The organism is Rhodospirillales bacterium RIFCSPLOWO2_02_FULL_58_16 (genome assembly GCA_001830425.1).
Taxonomy (GTDB): Bacteria; Pseudomonadota; Alphaproteobacteria; order Rhodospirillales; family 2-02-FULL-58-16; genus 2-02-FULL-58-16.
Genome location: MIAA01000015.1, coordinates 18,224 through 43,772 on the forward strand (window position 1 = coordinate 18,224; position 25,549 = coordinate 43,772).

The following is a 25,549-nucleotide window of genomic DNA, read 5'->3' on the forward strand; positions in this document are numbered from 1 at the left end:
AAAGCCCTTGCCGGTCTTGGGGTCGCGCACCGTGCGCTTGAGCACAAAGTCAAACAGCAGCGGGTTGACGGCATAGATTTCCCGCAAACGGTCCGCCTCGTCGCCGCTGATCAGTCCCATATCCCTAAGCTTGCCCAAATGCACCGTCCAGTTGATCGCCGGCAGGGGATAATCGCTGCCGTTGACCAGACGCCCGTGCAGGTCCGGGCGGCGCAGCAGTTCCAGCAACGGGCCGCTTTCCCGGTTGTTCTCGAAACTGATTCGATTGTACTGGGTGGTCGCCGAGATATCGCCGAACAGGTTGTCCTTATACAAAGGATCATCCATCAGCCGCATGAACAGTTGGAAATTGTCGGCGGTTTCGCCGGTCTTGTCCAGGTCGGGGTTGGTCCCCAGGCTTGCGGAATGGGCGGCGATCACCTTGACTCCCAAATCCAGGGGATAGCGCAACAGCAGCGGGTTGCCCAACGCCTGACCCTCGTCCGCCGCCACCGCCTGTTCCTCGCCGGTGTGGGCGTTAAGAACCATGCCGTTGCGCTTGAGGGCGCAGTAGTAGGCCTTGAGGCGACGGTCGCAGGCGTTGATGCCCATGGAGTTGGGCAGCCACTTGACCATCTTCACCCCGCGCCCGGCCCAATAGTTCAGCCTGTCGACGGCGTCGGCGCGGTAGGGATGCACCGAGACGGCGGGAATGAAAATGTCCGGGTTCTCCAGCGCTGATTTTACAACGTAATCATCGGCGACATAAAAGGCGCTCCCGTCCTCGTTCTTCACGCAACCGGGCGCATGGTTGTAATCAAAAGCCATGATGTAATTCTTGCCGTGACCGGGAGAATTGCGGATCAGCCGCGCCAGCCGCTCGATATATTGGCCGTCGGCGCGGGCTTCATCGGCGACGCCCGAGGCGTTGAGGTAAATCAATGTCCTGATGCGCTCGATGGGATGGAGCCAGGACAGCCCCCTGGGGTTGACCCAAACGCCGGGGCCGCCGGTTCCTGTGCCGATTATATGGGTATGGTAATCGCGCAAGGCCCCGGTCGGAATATCCTTCAGCGCCTGCTCCACAAGGTCGCGGGCGCCGACGCTGAGAATCTTTTCAGGATCGTCGGCCCAGGCTCCGCCCGCCGTCATCAGGACAATTATGGCCGCCGATATTTTCCGTCGGATCATCACGTTTTTCCGTTCCCATAAGCCTCCATCATACGCCCGATGAAAGATGGCGGAAATTATGTTTCATTTATGTTATGTGATTAGCCATGAAGAACATGTGGTCTGACACGGAAGCCAAGGCGACGGTAAGGGCTTATGCCGAAAAGGGCGTCGGCGAGGACCTGGCGTTGCGCGTTTACTCGGCGCGGCTGTTGGGGAGCAATCCTGCGCTGGTGCTGCACGGCGGCGGCAACGCCTCGGTCAAGACGTCGATTAAAGACGCTGCCGGCGTGGCGCTGTTCGTCAAGGGCAGCGGTTCCGACATGGGATTGATCGAGGCCTCCGGTTTCGCCGCCGTGCGCATGGAGCCTCTGCTGAAGCTCAAATCATTGGACGCCTTGAGCGACCGGGAAATGGACAACGCCCGGCGCTGTCATCTGCTGGACAGCCGTTCCCCCGCTCCTTCCGTCGAGTTCCTGCTGCACGCCTTCCTGCCCCACAAGTTTTGCGATCACACCCACGCCGACGCCGTTCTTTCCCTTACCAACCAGACGAACGGCGAGGAAATGGTGCGCGACGTTTATAAAAAGCGCGTCGGCATCGTCCCTTACATGAAGCCCGGCTTCGGGCTGGCCAAAAAGGCGCTGGAGGTCTTCACGGCAGACCCCGCCGTAGAGGCGTTGGTTCTGCTCAAGCACGGCCTTTTCACCTTCGCCGCCGACGCCCTACAGGCCTACGCGCTGATGATCGAAATGGTCACCTTGGCCGAAAAGCGTCTGCACAAGGGGCGCAAGACGGTGTTTGCCTCCGCCTCCCTGCCCGCGCTTCCGGCGTCGGCGGCGGAAGTCGCTCCCATTCTGCGCGGCTTGTGCGCCGTGGACGGTGACAAGGATAAACGGCCGATGGTGATGGCCTTTCGCACAGGCCCCCGGATTCTCGAATACGTCAACGGCGCCGAAATCAACCGCTATTCCCAGGTCGGCGCGGTGACGCCGGACCATGCCATCCGCACCGGCGCTTATCCGCTGGCGACGCCGCCGCCGGAGGCCGGCAAGGCGGACGCTTTCCGCGAGGCGGCAAGACAAGCCGTCAAGCGCTATGGAGCAAAGAGATGGGAAAGTCTGGAGCGCAACGGTTTCTACGGCGGCGCCCTGGACCCCATGCCCCGCGTCATTCTGGCGCCGGGACTGGGACTGTTCGGACTGGGCGATAGCGCCGGAAACGCCGCCATCGCCGCCGATCTGGCCGAAAACACGATTGCCGTAATCACCGCCGCCGAGTCCGTCGGAACTTACGAAAGCGCTCCCGAGGCCGACCTGATAGAGTTCGAATTATGGCCGCTTGAGCGGGCCAAGCTGGGTGACGCCGCCCCCAAGCCCTTCGCCGGTTATGTGGCGGCAATCACCGGCGGCGGCGGCGTTATCGGCGCCGCCGTCGCCAAGGCCTTCGTCGCCGAGGGCGCGGCGGTGGCCGTCCTCGATCTGGATGAAGACGCGGCCAAGGCGACGGCGAAAGCAATCGGCGGCGGCGCTCTGGCCCTGGGGTGCGATGTTACCGACCCGGATTCGGTCGGCGCCGCCTTCGCCGGAATATGCGAGGCCTTCGGCGGCGTCGATATCGTCGTTTCCAATGCCGGAGCGGCATGGCAGGGAACCATCGGCGAGGTCGATGAAGCAATTTTGCGCAAAAGTTTCGAGCTTAACTTTTTCGGTCATCAGACGGTGGCTCAAAACGCCGTCAGAATCATGCGCGCCCAGGGGATCGGAGGCTGCCTGCTGTTCAACACCTCCAAACAGGCGGTCAACCCCGGCAAGGACTTCGGCCCCTACGGACTGCCCAAGGCGGCGACCATGTTTCTGGTGCGCCAATACGCGCTCGATCACGGAGGCGACGGCATCCGCACCGGCGGCGTCAATGCCGACCGCATCCGCTCCGGCCTGCTGACCGACGGGATGATCGCCTCCAGGGCCGGCGCCAGAGGCATTGATGAAAAAACCTACATGGCCGGCAATCTGCTGGGCCGCGAGGTGACCGCCGAGGATGTCGCCCAGGCCTTTATTTATCTGGCCAAGGCCAAGGCCTCGACCGCCGACATCCTCACCGTTGACGGCGGCAACATGGCGGCCTGCCTCAGATGATTTGTTTTATCCCTTTAATCCGGAGATTTTCACATGGCTGATTTAGACGACATCAAGGACGGCAAGGATTTCGGCATCGGCGTCCCGCCGGTCAACGAGGGCTTTTTCCTCAAAGGCGCAGGCGCGCTGGACTGGGGCATGCAGAACCGGCTGGCCGGGATATTCAACCCCAAGACCGGCAACACCGTCATGCTGGCTTTCGACCACGGCTATTTCCAGGGGCCGACGACGGGACTGGAGCGCATCGATATCGGCATTATGAAATTGGTTCCCTACGCCGACGTCCTGATGTGTACCCGTGGCGCATTGCGCTCGTGCATTCCGTCCAGGGTTGTCAAGCCTGTGGTGCTGCGCTGCTCCGGCGGCAACTCCATTCTCAGCGAGTTGTCCAACGAGACGGTGGCCGTTGATATCGAGGACGTCATCCGCCTCAACGCCGCAGCGATGGCGGCGCAGATTTATATCGGCTCCGAGTTCGAGCACAAATCCATCTGCAACATCATCAAGCTGGTTGACGCAGGTTCCCGCTACGGCATTCCCACGCTGGCGGTCACCGGCGTCGGCAAGGACATGGCGCGCGACGCCCGCTATTTCGGCCTGGCCACCAGGATCGCCGCCGAACTGGGCGCTCATTACGTCAAGAGCTACTTCATCGAGCAAGGCTTTGAGAAAGTCACCGCCGGCTGTCCGGTGCCCATCGTCATCGCCGGCGGCAAAAAGTTGCCCGAACCGGAGGCCCTGACCATGGCCTATAAAGCCATCGACCAGGGCGCCAAAGGCGTTGACATGGGACGCAATATTTTCCAGTCGGACTCCCCCGTCGCCATGATCCAAGCGGTGAGCGCCGTCGTTCACAACAACGAAACGCCGGAAAAAGCCTATCAGATGTATAAAACGCTCAAGGCCGAGATAAAGGACTGATCCGGCGCCGGGATTTGATAGCGTCTCAATCTGAAATATGATACCCTGAGGGCGTGGATAATAATCTCATTCGGTAGGGGGCTGTCTTGCGCCATTCAGTTCCCATATTTGCGGGTTTTGTTGCGGCCATAGCTGTCCTGGTTGCCGTCGTTTACGAAGATTTCAGCCAAACTTCAGCATTTAAATTGGCGCACCGCGTTCAAGTTCTTACCCAATTAAGCACCGTCCGCGCCAAACTTGAAGCGGCGCTGAATTCCCGCTTGACCCTGGTCCACGGTTTGGCCGCTTTCGCCAAAGTCTATCCGACATTCAGCGAAGACGATTTTTATATTTTTGCAACGGACTTGATGGTGAATCATCAGGACATAAGAAGTCTCCAATTGGCTCCGCGCGCGGTGGTTACTTATATCCATCCCCTCAAAGGGAACGAGGCGGCGAAGGGGCATGATCTGCTGGCCGATCCGGCTCGCCGCGAAGCCGCCGAAAGAGCCATCGCCGAGCGCAAGTTCGTTATCGCCGGCCCGGTTAAATTAAAACAAGGAGGAGAGGCGTTGATCGGGCGTAATCCCATTTACGTTCCGGCGGGAAACGGCGCGCCGGGAGAAGAACGTTTTTGGGGCTTTTCGATCATTCTTATTGATCTTGATCCCTTGCTCAAAGCCGGGGGCGTTATCGACGGTTCCGGCAAGATGCGATATGCTTTGCGCGGCAAGGACGGCCTCGGCGCTTCGGGGGCGGTATTTTTCGGCGATCAGGCCGTCTTCGACGCCGATTCGGTGAAGCTGGATATTTCCCTGCCTCACGGGTCATGGCAATTGGCCGGCTTGCCGAACGGGGGGTGGACGAAAACCTGGCCGGGGCGAAAATGGTTTTGGGGCGGCGGCGGCGGCGTAGCCGTCGTGGTCGGTTTGCTGGTCTACCTTGTTATGCGGCGCACCGATGAACTCAGGGCTGAAATTGCCGATCACGAACAGACCGAAATAGCCCTGCAAAAAGCAAAAAAAGAGGCTGAATTTGCCAATAACGCCAAATCGGCATTCCTCGCCGCCATGAGTCACGACTTGCGGACGCCCTTAAACGCCATCATCGGGTTTTCCGAGATAATGCAGACCCATGTCTTCGGGCCGCTGGGAGATCGTCACTATGAGGAATACGCTAAAGACATCTACGACAGCGGCAGGCTTCTCGTCCGCCTTATAAACAGCGTTCTCGATCTATCCAAAATTGAGGCGGGAAAATATGAGCTGGTTGAAGAGGACCTGATTGTCGCCTCGCTCATTCACGCCTCCTCCAAAATAGCCGCTCCCTTGGCCGAAGCCAAAAAAATCCGGATATCTACGAATATCGAACATAATCTGCCCATGTTTCGCGGCGATGAAACTACGCTGGTCCGGGTAATCAATAACCTGCTTTCCAACGCCATAAAGTTCACCCCCGCCGGCGGTGAAATTACCGTCTCGGCAAGGAGTAACGGCAACGGCTCCATCTACATAGCGGTGTCCGATACCGGCATCGGCATGTCCGGACAAGACATACTGAAAGCGTTGAAGCCTTTTGAGCAGATCAACAGCGCCTATTCAAAACATCACGAGGGCACCGGCCTTGGGCTTAGTCTATGTCAAAAGCTTGTAGAGTTGCACGGCGGGAGGCTTGACATTAAAAGTGAGGTTAATAACGGAACAACCGTCACGCTGTTCTTTCCGCCGGAAAGAACCGTAGCTTCCTTGTAGAGATAAACCGCCTTGTACATATTTTCCAACGCCAGAGAAGCTTTTTTGCCTCACCTTCCCCAAGGCGGCGCGGTTGCCGAGATCGGCGTAAACACCGGTGATTTTTCCCGCGCCGTTATTGACGCCAATCATCCGGCAAAACTGCATTTGATCGATCCCTGGGCGCTGGCTGACGCCAAAGATGATTACGCGGACAATGAAAAGAATAAAGCCGGGGACGGAGAGGCGCGCCATCAGGCGGTTCTTTGCAGGTTTGAGCCGGAAATCAGTTCCGGCGTCATCGAAATCCACAGGGATTTTTCTTTCAACGCCTGCCGTGAATTCCCCGACCGCACGTTTGATTGGATCTACATTGACGGCAATCATAAGTACGAGCATGTCCTGAAGGACATTGAACTCTTCGCACCGAAAGTAAAGGATGACGGGCTTATCTTGGGGCATGATTACGCCAATCATGATTATGCCCGTTCGTTGGACTTCGGCGTGGTCGAGGCGGTCAACGAATTTGTGCGAACTCACGGCTATGAGTTTATCGGCCTGACCGCCGAGAACTTCCCCACTTTCATTATCGCCAAGTCGCTCGATAATAAGCGGCTCAATACATTTCTTGCCGATATCCTTTACCATCTGAATCCGGTGGTGAAGATTGATGACTTCCTTTCCCGAACCTTTCATCAACAGTTGGCTCATTTCTCCGACGGGCGGATGCGGGCGATCATAGAGATTGATTGAACCCCTTGAACCATCGGCGATGCTTGGGTATATAGGGGAAATTATTGACCGGAGTCAGAGCGCCATGAAGAAAGATATCCACCCGAATTATCATGCGATCACCATCCAGATGACGGATGGCAGCACATACGATACACGTTCCACCTGGGGCAAGGAGGGCGATGTATTGAAACTGGATATCGATCCTAAGACCCATCCGGCGTGGACGGGGATTCACCGCCTGATGGACAGCGGCGGTCAGTTGGCGAAATTCAACAAGCGGTTCAAGAATCTCGGCATCAAGGCCTGATTTAGGGCGCGTCAGGACCAACAAAAAAACCTGACGCCGACGCCTCCTGTTAGCAATTTCCTAATAATTTTCACGTTTAACATTATACTTGGTGCGGCGGTCATCGAAAGGCGCGCTGTCGCTTTCGTTTGAGCTTGCTGAAATGAGCCTTGTTCAGGTTCCGATCCGAGAGGCGCAGAATGGCCCTTGCGATAAGCTTTGAAGTCCATGTCCTGCAAAAGGGACATTGGGAAATGATGTCCCGATATTCGAGGACTCAGAAAGACACGGCCATCCAGGACGCCGTCGTCATGGGCAAGGTGTCAGGCGTTGGCGGCGTCAGGGTGATCCGGGAAACCTATGATGATGCGACGGGACTAAGCGATGAAGTGGTCGTCTATATAAGTCCCAACCTTAAGGGGGCCGCCGCCGACAAGAGCATGGGGCCGAGCGTCGGCGGCGCGCTTCGTTCCGGCGAGAAGTCCGCTGAAAAGCCCGCGCAAAAAAGGCCGCCTCCTTTCCAGAGACCCAAGGCCATAGAACCCAAGCCGAAGATCCCTCCGGCCGATTCACACGATGATGATGATGAGCCGGCAGTCCGCAAAGCACAGGCCGGCAAGGCAAAGCCGGCCAAGAAAGAAACCGGGTCTTCCCTCACCGGCATTATCGTCAAGCTGTTGTTTGTTATGCTTTTCAGCATAGTCCTGGCCGGCCTGTTCACCTGGATGACCATGGTGTGGATGAGCGGAACCTCGATGAGCATTAACGCCCAGAGCAATGCCATGTTCGTCACTTTCAGCGTCGTCTTCGTGCTCAGCATGATTTCCATGTACCGCGTTTTCCTGTCCAAGGAGACGCTGTGCCTGTCGAGTCATGGCGCCGCGCCGGTCGCCCGCCGACAGGCGCCGCCGCCGAAACGTTCCCCGCCGAAGGTCGAGAAGAAGTCCGTCGACGCCGACAAAGCCGCTGAAAAGGCGGAAAAGGCTCTGGCCGAAGCAGAGGAGGAAGATGAGGAGGAGACCGGAGAAGAAGCTGAGGAAAAAACGGAAGAAGTTAAAGAGGACGCAGGGAAGGAAGAACCCCTGTCCGCCCACGCCAATGAACAAAAAAAGTTCATGATGAAATTTCTCGGCGAGGCGTTAAGCCAGGTCATGGTCTCCCAGCCGAATCTGGACAGTTTTAACAAATTCGGCGTCAATCTGTTCCTCGCCGGAACCTGCGAAATACTAAGTCAGGAACGCAATCTGGATGAAAAATCGGCGGTTGCCATTATCGGCGATTGCGTCCAGGTCATGGGTTTCAAGAAGGAGGACGCCAAAGTCTTCGCCGGCAAGTATGCGGATTATCTGTTGGCCGACGCCCGCTATATGCAGATGTTCCAGGCCGGACGCAACGCCATGAACAACTACCTGGGCGAACAGTCCGGCGCCGGCGACAAGTTGGCAAAGGCCCTCGTCGAATGGAACAAGCCCAAGGATAAAGACGAAAAGACGGGGCCGATCACGGTGATGTTCACCGATATGGTCGGCTCCACCGCCCTCACCCAAAGCAGAGGCGACGCCGTGGCCCAGAAAGTGGTGCGCGCCCACAACGTTATCGTCCGCGACGCTCTCACCGAGTTTACCGGCAAGGAGATCAAGCACACCGGCGACGGCATCATGGCGTCGTTTTCTTCCACCTCCAACGGCGTCGAGGCGGCGATCTTCATTCAAAGGAAGGCGGCGGCCCACAACAAGGCCGATCCCGACCTGCCGCTGCACCTGAAAATCGGCATCAACGCCGGCGAGCCGATAGCCGAGGACGACGATCTGTTCGGCACCACGGTTCAGTTATCGGCGCGTATCGTTGACAAGGCCCAGTCGGAACAGATATTCGTCTCCGAGATCGTGCGCGGCATCTGCGCCGGCGGAAAGATAAACTTCACCAATCGCGGCCCCTACGCGATGAAGGGGTTCGCCGACCCGATCATCCTTTATGAAGTTGTCTGGGAAGAGTAACCCCTCCTGACCTCCCCTTGGTAAGGGGAGGAACTTTTCCCCTCCTTACTAAGGCCTCTTCACTATTCCCCTCCTTACTAAGGAGGGGCAAGGGGAGGTTAAAGATAATTTGAATTGGCATAAGAGTTTGGATGACGGCATGGCGAAGACGACCCTTGATGCGAGATGGCTTGTTTGCCCGCTTCCCGTCCTTCGCGCCGCCAAGGCGATGAAGAAACTGGCGTCCGGCGACATCATCGAAATCCTCGCCACCGACGCCAACGCCGTTGCTGATTTCGAGGCCTTCTGCAAGAGCGCCGGTCACGAACTGGTGGAAAAAACCGAAAATGACGGCGTCATCGCCATCGTCATTCGCCGGAAGAATTGAGGGCCGACAGAGGTTGGCTGCGGGTTGCCGCCGACAAGCGGGCGGCCGCCGCACGAATCACAACATAGAAGACAGGCGTGAAGATCAGGCCGAAGACGGTTACGCCGATCATGCCGGAGAACACGGTGGTTCCAAGCGCCCGGCGCATTTCGGCGCCGGCCCCGACGCCCCAGACAAGCGGCGTCACGCCAAGGATAAAGGCGAGCGAAGTCATTAGGATCGGACGCAGGCGGGTGCGCGCCGCGTGTATGGCGGCCTCCACCCGGCTCATCCCCTCTATTTCGGCCTGCCGGGCGAATTCAATGATCAAGATGGCGTTTTTGGCGGCCAAGCCGATCAGCACGATGAAGCCGATCTGCGCCAGAATGTCGATGGGCAGACCGCGCACGATCAGGCCGGACACGCCGGCCAATAGGCACATAGGCACAATCAGCACTACCGCCAGCGGCAGCGACCAGCTTTCGTACTGGGCGGCCAGGAGCAGGAAAACGAACAACACCGACGCCGCGAATACCAGCAGCCCTTGATCCCCCGCCATTTTCTCCTGCAACGCCAGTTCGGTCCATTCAAAGCCGAAGCCTTCCGGCAGCCGCTCGGCGGCAAGCCGCTCCATGGCAGCAAGGGCATAACTCGACGAATATCCCGGCGCTGCGGCGCCTTGCAACTCGGCGGCTGCATATAGGTTGTAACGCGGCACGCGGTAGGGGCCGCTGTCGTAGCGGAACGACGCAACCGAGCCTATGGGCGCCATCTTACCGTGATCGTTGCGGACCTTAAGCGAGGCGATGTCGCGCAGGTCGTCGCGGAAAGGGCTGTCGGCCTGCGCGGTAACCCGGTAGGTCCGTCCCAGGAAATTGAATTCGTTGACGAAGGTCGAGCCGAGATAGACCTGCAACGCTTCGTTCACCCGGTCAATGGAGATGCCGAGCATTTGCGACCGAACGCGGTCTATATCGGCGTAGATGCTGGGCGTCCGCGTGTTGAAGAGGGTGAATGCATTAACCAGACCGGGAGTTATGTTGGCCGCCATCATCATGTCGAAGGCCACATTTTCGAGGGCCTTGGAGCCGTGTCCGGCCTTGTCCTGAATGATCATCTTGAACCCGCCGGCGCTACCGATGCCGCGCACCGGAGGGGGCTGCACGGTAATGATCATAGCCTCTTGGATTACCGCCAGCCGCTTCCTCACCTCGGCCAGGATATCGGACGAGCGCAGCCCTTGCGCCGCGCGTTCCTCAAACGGCTTCAACGGAATGAAGATGGCGGCGGAATTAGAGGCATTGGTGAAGGTCGAGGCGTCCAGGCCGCTGAATACCGCAGCGTTGGCGACTCCGCGAATGTCGAGCATGATGTCCACGGCGCGTTTGACCACCGCATCGGTGCGCGCCAGCGACGCCCCGGCCGGCAGTTGGATGATGTTGATGAGGTAACCCTGGTCCTGCTCGGTAAGGAATCCCTTGGGGGTGTTTATGAACTCGTAGCCGGTCAGGCCGATAAGCCCTCCGTACAGCACGAGCATAATTGCCGACATACGGATAACCCGACGGGTCATTGTCCCATAGCCGCCGGCCAGGCGGCTAAAGCTGCGGTTGAAGGCGGCGAAGAATATAATGACGGGGCGCGCCCAGACCGACGCGGCGTGAACGTCATGCTCTTTATGAGGTTTAAACAACAAGGCGCACAGAGCGGGAGAAAGCGTTAAAGAGATGATCAGCGATATTACGGTTGACGCCGTGATGGTCACTGCGAACTGGCGGAAGAACTGGCCGGAAATGCCGGGAACGAAAGCCGCCGGGATGAAGACGGCGCACAGCACGAGAGCGATCGCCACCAGCGCGCTGCCCACCTCGTCCATGGTCAGGTGCGCGGCGTTTCCGGGCATCATGCCTTCGCGAATGCGGCGCTCGACATTTTCGACCACGACGATGGCGTCATCCACAACGATGCCCACGGCCAATACCAACCCGAACAACGACAGGTTGTTAAGCGAGTAGCCCATGGCCGCGAGGACGGCGAAAGTTCCCACCAACGATACCGGGATAGCCACCATCGGTATGATTGAGGCCCGCCACGTCTGAAGGAAAAGCACGACCACAACCACCACGAGGATGATAGCCTCAAAGATGGTCTTATTGACGGCCGACACCGACTTGGCGATGAACTCGGTCGGATTGTAGGGAACCTCGTAGCGCACCCCCGCAGGGAACGACTTCGACAGCTCTTTAACCTTAGCCAGCACACGATCGGCCGTCTCCAGCGCATTGGAGCCGGGGCGCTGAAAAATGACAATAGGTACGGCGTTGAGCCGGTTGAGGTAACCGTTGAGGCTATAATCCTGGGCGCCCAACTCGATGCGGGCGATATCCTTGAGGCGGGTGACGCGCCCGTCGGCGTCAGTCTTTACGATTACTTTGCCGAATTGCTCGGGATCAACAAGGCGGCCCTGCGTATGCACGCTGAGCTGGAAGGCGGCCTGGTCCGGCATGGGCGGGGCGTTGAGCGTGCCTGCGGCTACCTGCGCATTCTGCCCTTGCAGCGCCTTGATCACCTCTCCGGCGGTCAGGTCGCGGGCAGATGCCCGTTCAGGGTCCAGCCACACGCGCATGGCGTAGTCACGCGCTCCAAACACGCGCACGTCGCCTACGCCGCTCAGACGCGCAAGAGCGTCCATGATCCGGAGGGTGGCAAAATTGGAAATGTAGAGTTGGTCGCGTGAGCCGTCAGGCGATGTTAGATGGATCACCATCAGCATATCCGGCGAGTTCTTCGCCACCGTCACGCCGATGCGCTTGACTTCTTCGGGCAGGCGCGCCTGGGCGATGGCGACGCGGTTCTGCACCAGCACTTGCGCTGTGTCCAGATTCGATCCCAGGGCGAAGGTTATGGTCAGTCTCAGGTTGCCGTCGCCGGTCGCTTGACTGCTCATATAGAGCATGTTTTCAACGCCGTTGATCTGTTGCTCCAACGGCGTCGCCACCGTGTCGCTGACCACTTTGGCCGAAGCGCCGGGATAGGAGGCGCTGACTATGATCGTAGGCGGAGCGATCTCCGGATACTGGGCGACGGGCAGCTTGAAATAGGAGATGGCGCCGACGATGGTAATCAGCAAAGAGATGACCGTTGCGAAGATCGGCCGGTCGATAAAGAAGTGCGATAAACGCATGAGCGCCCGGCTCCCCCTATTTGTCGCCGGCAAGCGGCGTCCGGCCCGCAGCACTGTCCGGCTGCGGTGTCACTTTGGCGCCGGGGCGGGCAAGGATCAGTCCGTTGATGATGATCAGGTCATCGGACGATATGCCTGATCGCACGACCCGCAGCCCATCGACCGGCGGCCCGACATCAACCGGCTTGGGAACCACCGTCCCATCAGCCGCAACCGTCATCAGGACGCTGCGGTTCTGATCGGTGACGACTGATGCGTCCGGCGCCAGCAGCGCTTCGTAAGGCGCGGAGACGGGCATGCGTATGCGACCGAAGGCGCCTGACGTTATGAAGTGGTTTGAATTGGCTATGACGGCGCGGGCGCGGATGGTGCCGCTGGTCCGATCCACTTGGTTATCGATGAATGTCAATCGGCCCTGAAGCGTCCAATCAGCCTCGTCCATCAGACGCAACTGCACAGGCGCGTCCAACTCGTCGTCAGTCGCGGCATCCCTGCGTGAACGTCGGAAGGCGAGATAATCGGCCTCGCTCATGTCAAAATTGAAGTAGACGGGATCTTGCGACACGATAGTGGTCAACAGCGTGCCGCCGCCGGCGTTGCCGCCGGCGCCGCCTGCCGTTACCAGATTGCCGATGCTGATTTGTCGGGCGCCGACCCGCCCTGTCACTGGAGCCGTGACGCGGGTGAATTGCAGATTAAGTTCAGCCTCGCGCACTGCGGCCCGAGCGGCTTCCGTCGCCGCGCCGGCCCCTCGCGATTCGCTCCGGCGTAGGTCCAGCGTGCTCTGCGGAAGATTGTCGTGCTGTTTAAGCTCGCCGGCGCGGGTTAATTGACGGTCGGCGAACTCAAGGCTGGAGACAGCCTGATCGAGCCTGGCCCGCGCCGAGGCTAAGGCGATCTCGAACGGTCGGGGATCAATAACGAAAAGAAGGTCGCCTTTCTGCGTCGAGCGACCGTCGATGAAATGGATTTCGGTCAAGTAGCCGCCGACCATGGCCCGCACTTCGACGTAATCGACCGGAGCGAATTGGCCGGTGAATTCATTCCAATCGATGACTTCCCGTTTGATCGGCGGGGCCACAGTAACCGGCGGAGCTGGAGGTGTCGAAACATTCTGCGGCGCGCCGGAGGAGGAATAAGCGAACAAATAAATCCCGGCGGCAATGCCGAGGGCGGCAGTTACGGCGAGACCGACCGCAAACATAAAGCGAACTTTCAAAGGCATCGGATCATCCGGTCATGACAGAGAATTAGATTAGACTAGACTAGACTGTCCAGTCCAGCCTACTATATATTCAGGCCGACGATCAACAGCAAGATTTAATATGGCGAAAAAGCACCAACCCACCGGGGATAGCGGCAAGGCCTCGCCCAAGCGCGACGCCATTCTCAAGGCGGCGACCCGTGTCTTCCTGGAAAGCGGCTACGGCGCCGCCGGCATGGACGCTATTGCAAGGGAGGCCGGCGTCGCCAAGCAGACTATTTACAGTCACTTCGGCGCCAAGGATGCCCTTTTCGGCGCCATCATTCGTGACAAATGCGGCCGGCTGATGCCTGCCGTTACAACTACCGCTGCGGCTGACAAGCTTCACGGCGACGATCATGAAGAAGTTCTGCTCGGCATCGCCGGGCAATTTCTGGAGTTGGTCATGGCGGAGGAGAGTCTGGCTACTTTCCGCGTCGTCATCGCCGAGAGCGCCCGCTTTCCGGAACTGGCCGAGGCCTTTTATCGATCCGGCCCCAAGCAGGCGGCGGAAAACTTGGCCGTTTATCTGGCCGACCTGGACGGCAGTGGAATCCTCGGCGTTGCCGATCCGCTGGGTTCGGCCCGCCTGTTTTTTGCCATGTTGCGCGGCGACCTTTACCTGCGCCGTCTTCTCGGCATGGCGGCGGCGACTGCCCCCGGCGAGATGGAGGCGGCGGCGCGTCAAGCGGTCAAAGCCTTCCTCGCCGCCCACGCTCCGAAAAAATAATCCCTACCCCGCTTTATGCAGCGCCAGGGCGGTGTCGAGCATGCGGCACGAGAATCCCCACTCGTTGTCATACCAGGTGAGGATACGCACCAGCGTGCCGTCCATCACCCTGGTTTCGGGAGCGGCGAAACAGGAACTCAATGAGTTGTGGTTGTAATCCACCGACACCAGCGGCAGTTCCGTATAGCCGAGGATGCCCTTAAGCGAACCCTCGGCGGCCTTTTTGACGGCGCTGTTGATTTCCTCGATGGTGGTGCTTCGCTTGGCGATGAAGCATAAATCAACCGCCGAGACGTTGGGAGTGGGAACGCGGATGGCGACGCCGTCCAGTCTGCCCGCCAGCTCCGGCAGCACCAGACCGACCGCCTTGGCGGCGCCGGTGGAGGCGGGGATCAACGACAGGGAAGCGGCGCGCGCCCGGCCCAAGTCCTTGTGCAGGGCGTCGGTGGTGTTCTGGTCGCCGGTGAAGGCGTGGACCGTGGTCATGAAGCCCTTGTCGATGCCTACCGCCTTGTTCAGCACATCGGCCACCGGGGCCAGACAGTTGGTGGTGCATGACGCATTGGAGACGATCTTGTGCGCAGACGTCAGCTTGCCGTGGTTAACGCCGTAGACCACGGTCAGGTCGGCGTCCTTGCCGGGCGCCGAGATCAGAACTTTCCCGGCGCCCGCTTTCAGGTGCGCCGCCGCCTTGTCGCGGGCGGTGAAAATCCCGGTGCATTCAAAACAGATATCGACGCCGAGGTCGCCCCAAGGCAGGTTTGAAGGGTCTTTCTCGGCGGTGACCCTGATCGGGCCGCGACCTACGTCCATGGTGTTGCCGGCGACCTTGATATCGCCGGAGAGGGCGCCGTGGACCGAATCATACTTGAGCAGATGGGCGTTGGTTTCTACCGGCCCCAGGTCGTTGATGCCGACCACCTCGATATCGGTGCGTCCCGACTCGATAAGCGCCCTTAAGGTCAAACGACCGATCCGACCGAACCCGTTGATCCCTACACGAACCGACATTCGTTCCTCCCTGGCCTTATTGTTTTACGGCATACGCTTTTCTAAAGCACACTCTACTTCGTGAACAGCCAATTGTTGACGGTTGACGCCCTCCGGCGTCAAGTCATATTCTGCATCAGCTTCGGGCAAGGGGGAAAGAACCCGGTGACCAACAGGACGAACAGCGCGGAAATCATGAAATCGGCTCAGCCGCAAAAGGCCTGGGAGCGGCTCGATCAGGCCGTGACCCGGATGGAAGCGGCGGTTAAGGCGCGCCCCTCCCTAAGTAACGACCGGGTTGATTCCGAAGAGTCGGATGAACTGCGGAAAGAAAATTCAACGCTGAAGGAAGTCAACGATATCGTTTCGGCGCGACTTGACGGCGCCATCAATCGCCTCAGAACGATTCTTGAAAGTTAGCATATGGCTCAGGTTACGGTCGCCATCAACGGGCGCAAGTATCAGATCGCCTGCGACGACGGCCAGGAGGCGCACTTGGCGCGTCTGGGCGCTTATGTGGATAAGCGAATCGGCGAACTGGTGGCGTCCATCGGTCAGGTCGGCGACGCCCGCCTGTTGGTGATGGCGAGTCTGTTGGTTGCCGACGAGCTTTCCGACGCCTATGCCGAGCTGGAATCATTTCGTTCTACCGATAAGAACGCATCAGCCCGCCGGGATGCCGAGAATATGATCGGTTCCCGAATAGAAAAGTTGACGCTGCGCATCGAAGACATTGCGAAAAGCCTGGAAGAGTCCTAGATTCATAGATGAGGCGGTTGCTGCGTAGCGCGTCAGGCCAATAAAATCCCTGGGGCCAATATTTTTCTCTAGGGAGCTGTCCCTGCCGGACCCGTGGGTTCGGTATATGGCGCCCACCTGTACCTACAGGCCACAGAGGAATTACGGCTAACGGCTTATGTGGCGCCGCCTCGTTATTTTAAGGCCTCTCATGTCCATTGATGAACAAAAAAAACGTCAGCGTACGCGGGCGCGGGCGGAGCGCCGGGACGCTCGTCATGCGGCGGACGGGGCGGCTCAACGCCTGAAGGACAACTTTCTGGCGGCGATGAAAGAAATGAATTTCCCGGCGCCGGGAGCCGTTATCGCCGGTTATCTGGCGATAGGCGGCGAGATCGACGCCGAACCGCTACTCCGCCGCCTTCACGGCCTCGGCTATGTATGCGCGTTGCCGGTGGTGACGAAGCCGGGCGCCCCGCTGGTCTTTCGCCGATGGCGTCCGGGCATGGAGCTGGAAAACGGCAGTCATGGAACCCGTCAACCCGGAAGCGACGCCGAGGAAGTGACGCCCGAGGTGGTGCTTTGTCCGTTGCTGGCGTTTGATAAAGACGGTTACCGGCTGGGCCAAGGCGGCGGCTATTATGACCGCACCCTGGGAGCGTTACGCGCTATTAAACGGGTGACGGCGGTGGGACTTGCCTTTGAGGCGCAACGCATGGAAACGACGCCGCGAGACGGCTATGATCAACAGCTTGACCGGATAGTCACCGAGCAAGGAGCTTTCAGGACGGGAAGGGCGGCATGAAGATTCTGTTTTGCGGCGATATCGTCGGTCGCTCCGGTCGAACGGTAGTGATGGACAATCTCAAGGAACTGCGCCGCCGCCTGGAACTGGATTTCGTCGTCGTCAACGGCGAGAACGCCGCCCATGGCTTCGGCATTACCGACACGATATGCAAGGCTTTCTACGAGGCCGGCGTCGATGTCATCACCACCGGCAACCATGTCTGGGACCAGCGCGAGATCATGAACTATATCGACGGCGACCCCCGGCTGCTGCGTCCGATTAATTACCCGAAAGGCACGCCCGGCAAAGGCGTCGGCGTCTTCAAAACATCCACAGGCCGCAAGGTGTTGGTTATCCATCCCCTGGGCCGCCTGTTCATGGACCCGCTGGACGATCCGTTTGCCGCCGTCGAGAAGGTTTTGGCCGAACATCGTCTGGCCGAGACCGTTGATTGCATAATCATTGATATCCACGCCGAAGCGACCAGCGAAAAGATGGCCATGGGCCACGCCATGGACGGACGGGTGTCGATGGTCATCGGCACTCATAGCCATGTGCCGACCGCCGACGCCCGGATATTGCGCGGCGGCGCCGCCTATCTTACCGATGTGGGCATGTGCGGAGACTACGACTCGGTCATCGGCATGCAGAAAACAGAGGCGATATCGCGTTTCACCAGGAAAGTTAACAAGGAACGGCTGGAGCCGGCGAACGGCGAGGCTACGTTGTGCGCCGTCTACGTCGAAACCGATGACCGCACCGGCCTGGCCCGCCACATAGCGCCTCTGCGTATGGGCGGACGCCTCTCCCCATGCTGGCCGCTGTAAAATAAATAGATATCAATTTAATTTGTTATCGACAGTCGGCCACTGGTCAGTTGCTATTATGCTTAATAAAATGTTAATATTGATGGGATGATGGGTATTTTCCGGAGAATCCGGGGAAGCCGTCGTGCTTGAGCGTATGTCGGCAGAAGGCGCGCCATGACCATACTATCGCCTGTCGATACCCGAAGCATCGGTAATATTCTGCTGTCGTTACAGCTTAACAGCTTCAACGCGCATAAGGTGGAACTCGCTCAAAAGACGATATCTTCCGACACCAAGCAGAAAATCAACGCCATCAACCTGGAAGCCGGCGGCTTTCAGGCTCTCCGGAAAGAACTATCCGCCGCCACGGATTTTATTGAGCGCGTCGTCGCCAGGGGCGATGCTATCGATTCCCTGCTCAATAATATGGTGACCGGCGTTTGGAATGCCCAATACGGGGACTCCGCCAGTTTTCCCGGACATGCTTCCGCCTTTGACGCCTTGCTGAAACGTATAAACTACGAAGCGGAATCAACCAGGGATACCCCGAACCTTCTCGGCAGCACACCTCAGAGCGACTTCAGCTACCGTTACCAGACCAACGGCGCCACCAACTCGGTCGGGCGCTCGTTCATCGGCTATGACTACACCATCAAGGAAGCGGGCGATTATATCTGGCGCCGCGACCGTGACCTTAACCAGTTCAAGCGTTTTGTTGATTCGACGGGCGTCTACACCGGCGCCTATGTAAGCCTGAGCAGCGGCGCCATTCAGTTGGACAGCTTCACCGCCTCCACCGCCGCCGTTACTTTCACCACCGGCTTTGATACCTCCGACGCCACCCAGTACTCCGGGACCATTACCCGTTCCGGCCTCGGCGTTCTTGATTCCTGGTTCTACGAAGGACTGTCCACCGCCGACGGGCGCAGCCGCGCCGCTGCTGATCTGCACGCCGCCGAAATTACGTTGGACTCGATACTTCCGACGTTCCGTTCCGCCTTGGACTCGGCCCTCTTCTACCTGACCCAAACCGATAACGAGATTGCCGGGTTCAACAGCCTGATCGACGAAAAGACAGCGGCCTCCCTGATCAAGATGAAAGCCGCCGAGGACAACGGCTTGCGCCTCAATAACCTGAATTTGTCGATCATTGAGTCCCAGGCCTATGTGCGCAACCTGTACCTGGACGCCATCTCGCTGGGCAAGAACACGGACCTCGTCAAGGCGCTCATCGACGTGGTGGCTTAAGCAGGTTTTCCCTGGAAAATCTCCCCCTTCGGGCGTATAGGCTTTTTCCTGATTTTCGTTTCACGGCGAAGGGGTTCCGAAATGTCTGGAAAATGGGCGCCGGATAGCTGGCGCGGCAAGCCGGTCGAGCATATACCGCAGTATCCGGATGTCGCCGCGCTGGCCGATGTCGAACGGCGCCTCGGACGCTTTCCGCCGCTGGTGTTCGCCGGCGAGGCGCGGAGCCTGAAAGCGGCGCTGGGGCGCGTTTCCGAGGGCAAGGCCTTTTTGCTTCAAGGCGGCGACTGCGCCGAAAGCTTCGCCGAGTTTCATCCCGACAATATCCGCGACACCTTCAGGGTGCTGCTGCAAATGGCGGTGGTCCTGACCTACGGCGCAGCTTGCCCGGTGGTCAAGGTCGGCCGCATGGCGGGCCAGTTGGCCAAGCCGCGATCCAGCGACACGGAGACCAAGGACGGCGTCACCCTGCCCAGCTATCGCGGCGACATGATCAACGCCATGGATTTCACGGCCAAGGATCGCCGGCCGGACCCCGAGCGCATGATCCAGAGCTACAACATGTCGGCGGCCACTCTGAACCTGCTGCGCGCCTTCGCCCAGGGCGGCTATGCCGACCTGCACAAAGTGCATCAGTGGAACCTGGGCTTCGTCGCCGGCTCGCCTCTCGCCGAGCGCTACAAGGACCTGGCCGACCGCCTGACCGAGACGCTTAATTTCATGGCCGCCTGCGGCTTGACTTCCGAGACTACGCCGCAAATCCGCGAGACGCCCTTCTATACCTCGCACGAGGCGCTCCAATTGCCCTACGAGCAGGCGATGACCCGCATCGATTCCACCACCGGCGACTGGTACGACACCTCGGCTCATCTGCTGTGGGCAGGCGACCGCACACGCGACATCGACGGCGGCCATATCGAGTTTCTCACCGGCATCGGCAATCCGATCGCCCTTAAGGCCGGCCCGACAATGAAGCCCGACGACTTGCTCCGCCTCGCCGACAAACTGAACCCCGGCAACGAGCCGGGACGCCTGACCGTCATCACCCGCATGGGAGCGGACAACATTGAGCGCCTGTTGCCGCCGCTGATCCGCGCCATTAAAGGCGGGGACCGTAAGGTGGTGTGGGCCTGCGACCCCATGCACGCCAACACCGTGAAAATGGCCAACGGCTACAAGACCCGTCATTTCGATCATATCATCAAGGAGGTCCGCGCCTTTTTCGCCATCCATAAAGCCGAGGGATCCCAAGCCGGCGGCGTCCATTTCGAGATGACCGGCCAAGACGTCACCGAGTGCGTCGGCGGCGCCCAGGAGATCAAGGAAGCCGACCTCTCCAGCCGCTACCACACCCACTGCGATCCCCGTCTGAACGCCACCCAGGCCCTGGAACTGGCCTTCCTCATCGCCGAGGCGCTGAAGAAAGACCGAACGGCCTGATCAAGTTTTCAACGAGGGTATAATCCCTCATTGAATTAGCCGTTGAATTCTGCAATGTTCAGCGGGATAGTTTTGTTTAACAGGGTGAGAACGCAGCCCGCTTGCGGGCTGATTACCGGAAACTTTTAGCGAGGGGGATTTCAGAATGTCGGGATTTGGTTGGAAGAAGTTGAGCAAAGTCGCCGTGCTTGTGGTCATGACCGTCGGGATATTCGCCGTCAGCGCCTGCTCCGGCGGACGCCCGGACGGGTACAATCCGCTGGTCGATCCCAAGCATGACTCGGCCATGAAGAAATAACCTTACCATTTCAGGTTAGTAAAAAACGGCGGTCCCATCGCGGGGTCGCCGTTTTTTTTATGAAGCTACATGGAATGCCTGGCGCCGAAGGAAGCCAGGAATTTTTCCTGTGATTCGGCGCTGAGCAGGGCTATGGCGCAACCGAGCTGGTGATCGGCCTTTTCATTCTTGTTGGCGACCGGCGGGCATTCTTTTTCATCCACGACGATGCGCGAGTGGGCCGGGCTTGCCGAAACCGCAGGCAGGGCGCCGGCAAGATCGGCTTCGTGCCGGCCGTCCTTGGCGGCTTCTTCATCCTTTACGGAGAACAGGATATCAGGCTCGACGCCGCGAGCTTGAATAGCCCGCCCCGACGGCGAATAATAAAGCTGGGTAGTCAATTTCAGCGCGCCTTCCATGGACAGCGGGGTAATGGTCTGCACCGACCCCTTGCCGAATGAGCGTCGGCCCATGACCGTCGCCCGGCGATGATCCTGCAAGGCGCCGGCGACGATCTCGGAAGCCGAGGCCGAACCGCCGTCAATCAACACCACCATCGGCAAACCGGAAGCTAAATCACCGCTTCGGGCGGTGTAGACGCGGTCGCTCTCCGGGCCGCCGCGCCCCAGCACCGATACGATCCGCCCTTTGTCAAGGAACAGATCGGACAAGGCCACCGACTCCATCAGAAGACCGCCGGGATTGTTGCGCAGGTCCAGCACGATCCCCTTGAGACGCGCCCCTGTTTTCAGGGAAATATCCGCCATCGCTTTTTCGACGTTTATCTCGACATTTTCATTAAAGCCGGTGACCCGGATATAGCCGACGTTGCCCTCGGTCTGCCAACGCACCGATTTTACCTTTATGACGGCGCGGATGATGGTGACGTCGAAGGGGGACGCGCCCTCCCTGGCGATAGTCAGGCGGATTTCCGATCCCGGCTTCCCGCGCATGCGCCCGACGGCGTAGGTCAGGGTCTTGCCCTTGATCGGATCGCCGTCAAGGTGGGTGATTGTGTCTTTGGCCTTGATGCCGGCGGCGAAGGCGGGGGTATCCTCGATCGGCGCAATCACCTTGAGCGTCTCATCCTCAAGAGTGACCTCGATCCCCAGCCCGCCGAACTCTCCCTTGGTGGCAAGCTGGGTCTCGCGCAGCTCGTCCGGGTTGAGGTATCTGGAATGGGGATCAAGCGACGCCATCATGGCGTCCAGGGCCGCCTCCACCAGCACAGGCGGTTGCAGGGAATGAGGCTCGGCCTTCAGTTCGTTCACCCCCTTGATGGCGGCGTCGATCAGCTTGGCGTCCGATATCTCGCTTACATACTTGGCGCGCGCCAGTTTGAAGGCGTCGCGGAAATGATTTAGCTGCTTGTCGCCGCTTTGCCGGACGGCGTATTGGCTATAGACGGCGTTAAAGCGGCCCAGTTCTTCCGTTCCGGCCCCGGAAAGAGCGTATGGATCGCCGCGCACGGCCTCAATGACATAGCGTAACGGCGACTCTTCGTTGCCGCAGCCGCTGAGGCCGGCCAGCAACGACAAGCCCATGGCGATGGTAACCATAACCGCCAACGCCTTCGGCGATTTCCGCCAGCCGTCCATCATCGGCGGCAACATATCATCAACCGTCCTTGTTGATCTTCTTGATAAGTTCGCCGAGCACCCGGTCGGCGTCCTCGTTGTCGATCTGGCAGGTGCCGGCCGCATGGTGGCCGCCGCCGCCGTACTTAAGCATCAGCCCGCCGATGTCGGTCTTGGACGAGCGGTTCAGAACCGACTTGCCTGTGGCCAGCACCGTGTTCAGCTTGTTCAGCCCCCAGATGACGTGAATGGAAATATTTATTTTGGGAAACAACGCATAAATCATGAAGCGGTTGCCGGCGTAAATCATTTCCTCTTTACGAAGATCAAGAACAGCCAGATTGCCGTGAACGGTAGTGCAGCGCATGATCTGATCCTTGAACTTTTGCTCATGACTTTTGTAAAGATTGACCCGCTCCCTGACGTCGGGAAGATCCAATATCTCCTCAATGGCGTGATCGCGGCAAAAGTCGATAAGGTCCATCATCAACTGGTAGTTGGATATGCGGAACTCCTTGAAACGCCCAAGTCCGGTGCGCGAGTCCATAAGATAGTTAAGCAGCACCCAGCCTTTGGGGTTGATAATTTCATCTTCGTTGAACTGGGCGGAGTCGCTCTTGTCAACGGCGTCCATCAGGTCATCGGCGATCCTTTTGAATTCCTGTTTACCGCCATAGTAGTCATAGACCACCCGCGCCGCCGAAGGGGCGTCGGGATCGTTGACATAGTTCCCCTCATCGACCTCGACCCTGATCATCTCGCTGGCGTGGTGGTCAAACGCGAGGTGAACCCCTCTCACATAGGGCAGATTGGTGGTGATATCGTTGCCGGAAACCAGAATGGTGCCGTCCTGCATATCCTTGGGATGGACAAACTTGATCTCATTGATCAGGTTCATTTCCTTAAGGATCACGGCGCACACCAGGCCATCAAAGTCACTTCGCGTAACTAGGCGGTACTTCCCGTCACTCATGAATATCCCCCTGTTTTCACTGATCCCTGCAACTGGTAAGACTTGAACCTATTCTAACGCATAATGCGTATTATCCGAACATTATTTACTCCGGCGGAAAATTCAAGCGCCGATGACGACCGGTCGAGATTTTATCCGCCGTTCTTTATCGCCGCGTAGGCGGCGACCAGGGCGGGGTCCTCGGCGGGGTCCAGCATATGCTGAAGGCCGGGAAGGAAGCCCATTTCTTCCTTCTGAACGTGAAACACCTCCCGCTCCACCAATTCCATGCCGAAGGAGTGGAATTCACGCCATGTCTCGGCGGTAAATCCGCCGGCGAGGGCGGCGCGGGCCAGCTCGGTAATGCGCTTGGCCAGCGGCCTGATGGCGTCGTGCTCGCCTTTAAGCATCATCGGAATGCCGGCGTCGGCCAACTGCGAGAAACGGGGGAACAGGTGTCCCTCCTCGAAGGCGTAGTGGTTGCTGATCTCGTTTTCCATGACGTTCACGAGTTCTTCGAGAATGCCTTTGATTTGACCGCTATCCGAAGCCGGCGCCCGATCCGGGCCGTTCTGCCCGAGCAGGTCCTCCAGGCGTTCCAAAAGAGACATTATCGCCAGATGTTCCTGGTGAAGCGTTTGCAGTATGTGAAGGCTCAGGTGATTCATAATCAAACAGTTCCCTTGTTGAGTTGTTGTTTCGTACCGACATTCCCGCCTTTCAGGCGGAATTTTGCAAAGCGTCTCAGCACGTCAAGCGTAAACCAGAGGTAGGCCAACGACCCGCCGAGACCGGCAATTCCCCCGGCCATGACAATACCGCCATGGTCGGAAATGATGCCCCAAGACACCAGCGCCAGCGCGCTGAAATGACAGACGGCGTGGATTTTCAGCGGAGCCTCGTCGGCCAAGTCCGACAGGCGCGGAGGCGTGCCGTCTTCCCTGCCGGCGTTCATCGCGGCGAGGAACGGGATAATCCTTTGCAGAATGCCGAGCAAAAACGTCAGCAGCCACCCGAACAGGGCCAGGAAGACGAACAGGACCGCCCCTTGGGCGCCGAAAAAACCTTCGCAAGCCATGGCGCCGACGGCAAGACTAAGGGGCAGCATTCCCCATGCCCCCCTGATCAGAACGAAGGACAGTCCGAGCTTTTTACGCATACCCTGTTTTAATGTTTGGTTCATCGTCCGAATGTAGAGGCCGGAGACGGCCACAGCGCCGGCTGCCGCCATCAACAGGGCGGCATGGCTGCCTGCCGACACCGCTCCCACCGCCAAAACCAGGACGGCGGCATGCATGGTAAAATTGATGACGCCCTGCGCCTCATCAGGCGCCTGGGACAGGGCAAACATAGGCACCAGAATATGGCTGTACCCTATCGCCGACATCCCCATGAAGCCGTAAACAGCAATAATCATATGGGCCAACCTGAAGTCCACGTCGGCCAGTAAAAAGCCGTACTTTTGATCAACAATCATGGCGAAGCCCAGCGCCGTCAACGCAAACAGGGAGGCCATCCCTCCCCAGCCGTACATCACCGGCAGTTTCAGTCCGCTCCCGGAGCGGCGGAGCACATCTCCCACCAGCGCCGCGAAAACAATCATCGCTGCGACGCTCATTACGCCGCCCACCGCCATAAAGACGTATTCCCCGGCGGCAAAGCCGTAAAGCAGCGCCGCGACGCCGGGAATATACAGCCACGAAGCGACCCTGCACGGCCATACCGCCATCAGCGCCTTGCCTGTGGCCACCGGCAGTAACTGGAACGAGGCCCCCATTATGGTCATAATGAAAACGCCGAGAGTCAAGGCGTGCACTGCCGAAAGGATCGGACCCGATCCGCCCGTAAAACCGACGACGCTATCGGCGGAATATGCAATCAGCGCCCACGCGACGACGTGAAATATCACCGCCGTCACAAAAAAACGATAAGGCACTGAAGGCGGCAAAAGCCGGCTCTGCGCCCCCATCAGTATCTCACCCGGAAATTTCATGAATGGAAAATTATCGTCTCCAAGTTCCTATATCCTTGACCAAGCGCAAACGCCGAAAGAACGAATCGGACTCGAATTTTGCAGGCAGGCCGCCGGTCAAATCCGTGATCAACCGGAAAGGAGAATCCGGAAGATAATGGCCATGGACTCGAACCCGGCGGAATCTCTGCTTTTGCGTATGCGGAAAACATCCGGGGGAAAAGAAAACCAAAGTAATTAAAATTCTTCTTTACAGGGAACAATTTCGACAGTAAACGGCGGTTTCCAATTCCTTGTTCATGGATGCGGCGTCCGGTGAAACAA

General features: G+C 58.7%; 21 protein-coding genes, 1 other RNA gene and 1 pseudogene (1 of these 23 only partly in view). 15 read left to right on the forward strand and 8 right to left on the reverse strand.

Annotation, left to right across the window (positions count from 1 at the left end; translation table 11 throughout):
• A pseudogene (locus tag A3H92_10090) lies at window positions 1-1,170 on the reverse strand (hypothetical protein); it reaches 60 nt to the left of the window's first position.
• Window positions 1,171-1,256: 86 nt separating this feature from the next.
• On the opposite strand from A3H92_10090, the gene A3H92_10095 reads away from it, so the two are divergent.
• The 7 genes from A3H92_10095 to A3H92_10125 all read left to right on the forward strand — a co-directional run bounded on the left by A3H92_10095 (window position 1,257) and on the right by A3H92_10125 (window position 9,302).
• Window positions 1,257-3,287, forward strand: a complete 2,031-nt coding sequence (locus tag A3H92_10095; protein ID OHC75809.1) for a short-chain dehydrogenase — start codon at window positions 1,257-1,259, stop codon at window positions 3,285-3,287.
• Window positions 3,288-3,320: 33 nt separating this feature from the next.
• Entirely contained in the window at window positions 3,321-4,208 is an 888-nt protein-coding gene (locus A3H92_10100) for an autoinducer 2 aldolase (GenBank protein OHC75810.1), read from the forward strand.
• 86 nt (window positions 4,209-4,294) lie between these two features.
• On the forward strand, window positions 4,295-5,938 hold the full coding sequence (locus A3H92_10105; protein OHC75811.1) for a hypothetical protein: 1,644 nt from the start codon (window positions 4,295-4,297) through the stop codon (window positions 5,936-5,938).
• A 12-nt stretch (window positions 5,939-5,950) separates the two neighbouring features.
• Entirely contained in the window at window positions 5,951-6,670 is a 720-nt protein-coding gene (locus A3H92_10110; protein ID OHC75812.1) for a hypothetical protein, read from the forward strand.
• 64 nt (window positions 6,671-6,734) lie between these two features.
• Window positions 6,735-6,959, forward strand: a complete 225-nt coding sequence (locus A3H92_10115) for a 50S ribosomal protein L31 (GenBank protein ID OHC75813.1) — start codon at window positions 6,735-6,737, stop codon at window positions 6,957-6,959.
• Window positions 6,960-7,138: 179 nt separating this feature from the next.
• A complete protein-coding gene (locus A3H92_10120) occupies window positions 7,139-8,935 on the forward strand; it encodes a hypothetical protein (GenBank protein ID OHC75814.1) in 1,797 nt (598 codons plus the stop codon).
• Window positions 8,936-9,074: 139 nt separating this feature from the next.
• Window positions 9,075-9,302: a hypothetical protein gene (locus A3H92_10125; protein OHC75832.1), complete on the forward strand. Its 228-nt coding sequence runs from the start codon at window positions 9,075-9,077 to the stop codon at window positions 9,300-9,302.
• Here the strand turns inward: A3H92_10125 and A3H92_10130 are convergent.
• Together A3H92_10130 and A3H92_10135 are read right to left on the reverse strand one after the other, a co-directional pair.
• The gene (locus tag A3H92_10130) at window positions 9,283-12,465 is read right to left on the reverse strand and encodes an RND transporter (GenBank protein OHC75815.1); all 3,183 of its coding nucleotides are present in this window, start codon (window positions 12,463-12,465) and stop codon (window positions 9,283-9,285) included. The genes A3H92_10125 and A3H92_10130 overlap by 20 nt on opposite strands.
• 16 nt (window positions 12,466-12,481) lie before the next feature.
• Complete coding sequence (locus A3H92_10135) at window positions 12,482-13,690, reverse strand: efflux transporter periplasmic adaptor subunit (protein ID OHC75816.1); 1,209 nt, start codon at window positions 13,688-13,690, stop codon at window positions 12,482-12,484.
• A gap of 100 nt (window positions 13,691-13,790) precedes the next feature.
• Between A3H92_10135 and A3H92_10140 the strand changes: the two genes are divergently transcribed.
• Window positions 13,791-14,438 (forward strand): hypothetical protein, encoded by a 648-nt coding sequence (locus A3H92_10140; protein ID OHC75817.1) that lies wholly within the window; start codon window positions 13,791-13,793, stop codon window positions 14,436-14,438.
• Between the two features lie 3 nt (window positions 14,439-14,441).
• Here A3H92_10140 and A3H92_10145 read toward each other — a convergent pair whose 3' ends face one another.
• Window positions 14,442-15,449: a type I glyceraldehyde-3-phosphate dehydrogenase gene (locus A3H92_10145; protein ID OHC75818.1), complete on the reverse strand. Its 1,008-nt coding sequence runs from the start codon at window positions 15,447-15,449 to the stop codon at window positions 14,442-14,444.
• A 60-nt stretch (window positions 15,450-15,509) separates the two neighbouring features.
• Here A3H92_10145 and A3H92_10150 point away from each other — a divergent pair, with 60 nt between their 5' ends.
• The 7 genes from A3H92_10150 to A3H92_10180 all read left to right on the forward strand — a co-directional run bounded on the left by A3H92_10150 (window position 15,510) and on the right by A3H92_10180 (window position 20,447).
• On the forward strand, window positions 15,510-15,848 hold the full coding sequence (locus A3H92_10150) for a hypothetical protein (GenBank protein OHC75819.1): 339 nt from the start codon (window positions 15,510-15,512) through the stop codon (window positions 15,846-15,848).
• A 3-nt stretch (window positions 15,849-15,851) separates the two neighbouring features.
• Window positions 15,852-16,187 carry a hypothetical protein gene (locus A3H92_10155; protein OHC75820.1) on the forward strand — a complete coding sequence of 112 codons (336 nt, stop codon included), beginning with the start codon at window positions 15,852-15,854 and terminating at the stop codon, window positions 16,185-16,187.
• Window positions 16,188-16,201: 14 nt separating this feature from the next.
• A non-coding RNA gene (gene ssrS / locus A3H92_10160) (6S RNA) lies at window positions 16,202-16,357 on the forward strand.
• Between the two features lie 20 nt (window positions 16,358-16,377).
• Window positions 16,378-16,971 (forward strand): 5-formyltetrahydrofolate cyclo-ligase, encoded by a 594-nt coding sequence (locus A3H92_10165; GenBank protein OHC75821.1) that lies wholly within the window; start codon window positions 16,378-16,380, stop codon window positions 16,969-16,971.
• Window positions 16,968-17,780: a metallophosphoesterase gene (locus A3H92_10170; protein ID OHC75822.1), complete on the forward strand. Its 813-nt coding sequence runs from the start codon at window positions 16,968-16,970 to the stop codon at window positions 17,778-17,780. The genes A3H92_10165 and A3H92_10170 overlap by 4 nt, the downstream gene beginning before the upstream one ends.
• 156 nt (window positions 17,781-17,936) lie before the next feature.
• A complete protein-coding gene (locus tag A3H92_10175) occupies window positions 17,937-19,010 on the forward strand; it encodes a hypothetical protein (protein OHC75823.1) in 1,074 nt (357 codons plus the stop codon).
• 81 nt (window positions 19,011-19,091) lie between these two features.
• Window positions 19,092-20,447, forward strand: a complete 1,356-nt coding sequence (locus A3H92_10180; GenBank protein ID OHC75824.1) for a 3-deoxy-7-phosphoheptulonate synthase — start codon at window positions 19,092-19,094, stop codon at window positions 20,445-20,447.
• A 363-nt stretch (window positions 20,448-20,810) separates the two neighbouring features.
• Here the strand turns inward: A3H92_10180 and A3H92_10185 are convergent, their stop codons facing one another.
• From A3H92_10185 to A3H92_10200, 4 genes are all read right to left on the reverse strand, one after another.
• Entirely contained in the window at window positions 20,811-22,325 is a 1,515-nt protein-coding gene (locus A3H92_10185) for a hypothetical protein (protein ID OHC75825.1), read from the reverse strand.
• Window positions 22,326-22,341: 16 nt separating this feature from the next.
• Window positions 22,342-23,274 carry an exopolyphosphatase gene (locus A3H92_10190; GenBank protein OHC75826.1) on the reverse strand — a complete coding sequence of 311 codons (933 nt, stop codon included), beginning with the start codon at window positions 23,272-23,274 and terminating at the stop codon, window positions 22,342-22,344.
• 131 nt (window positions 23,275-23,405) lie between these two features.
• The gene (locus A3H92_10195; GenBank protein OHC75827.1) at window positions 23,406-23,921 is read right to left on the reverse strand and encodes a hypothetical protein; all 516 of its coding nucleotides are present in this window, start codon (window positions 23,919-23,921) and stop codon (window positions 23,406-23,408) included.
• Window positions 23,922-23,923: 2 nt separating this feature from the next.
• Window positions 23,924-25,246, reverse strand: a complete 1,323-nt coding sequence (locus tag A3H92_10200) for a hypothetical protein (protein OHC75828.1) — start codon at window positions 25,244-25,246, stop codon at window positions 23,924-23,926.
• Between the last annotated feature and the right edge of the window lie 303 nt (window positions 25,247-25,549).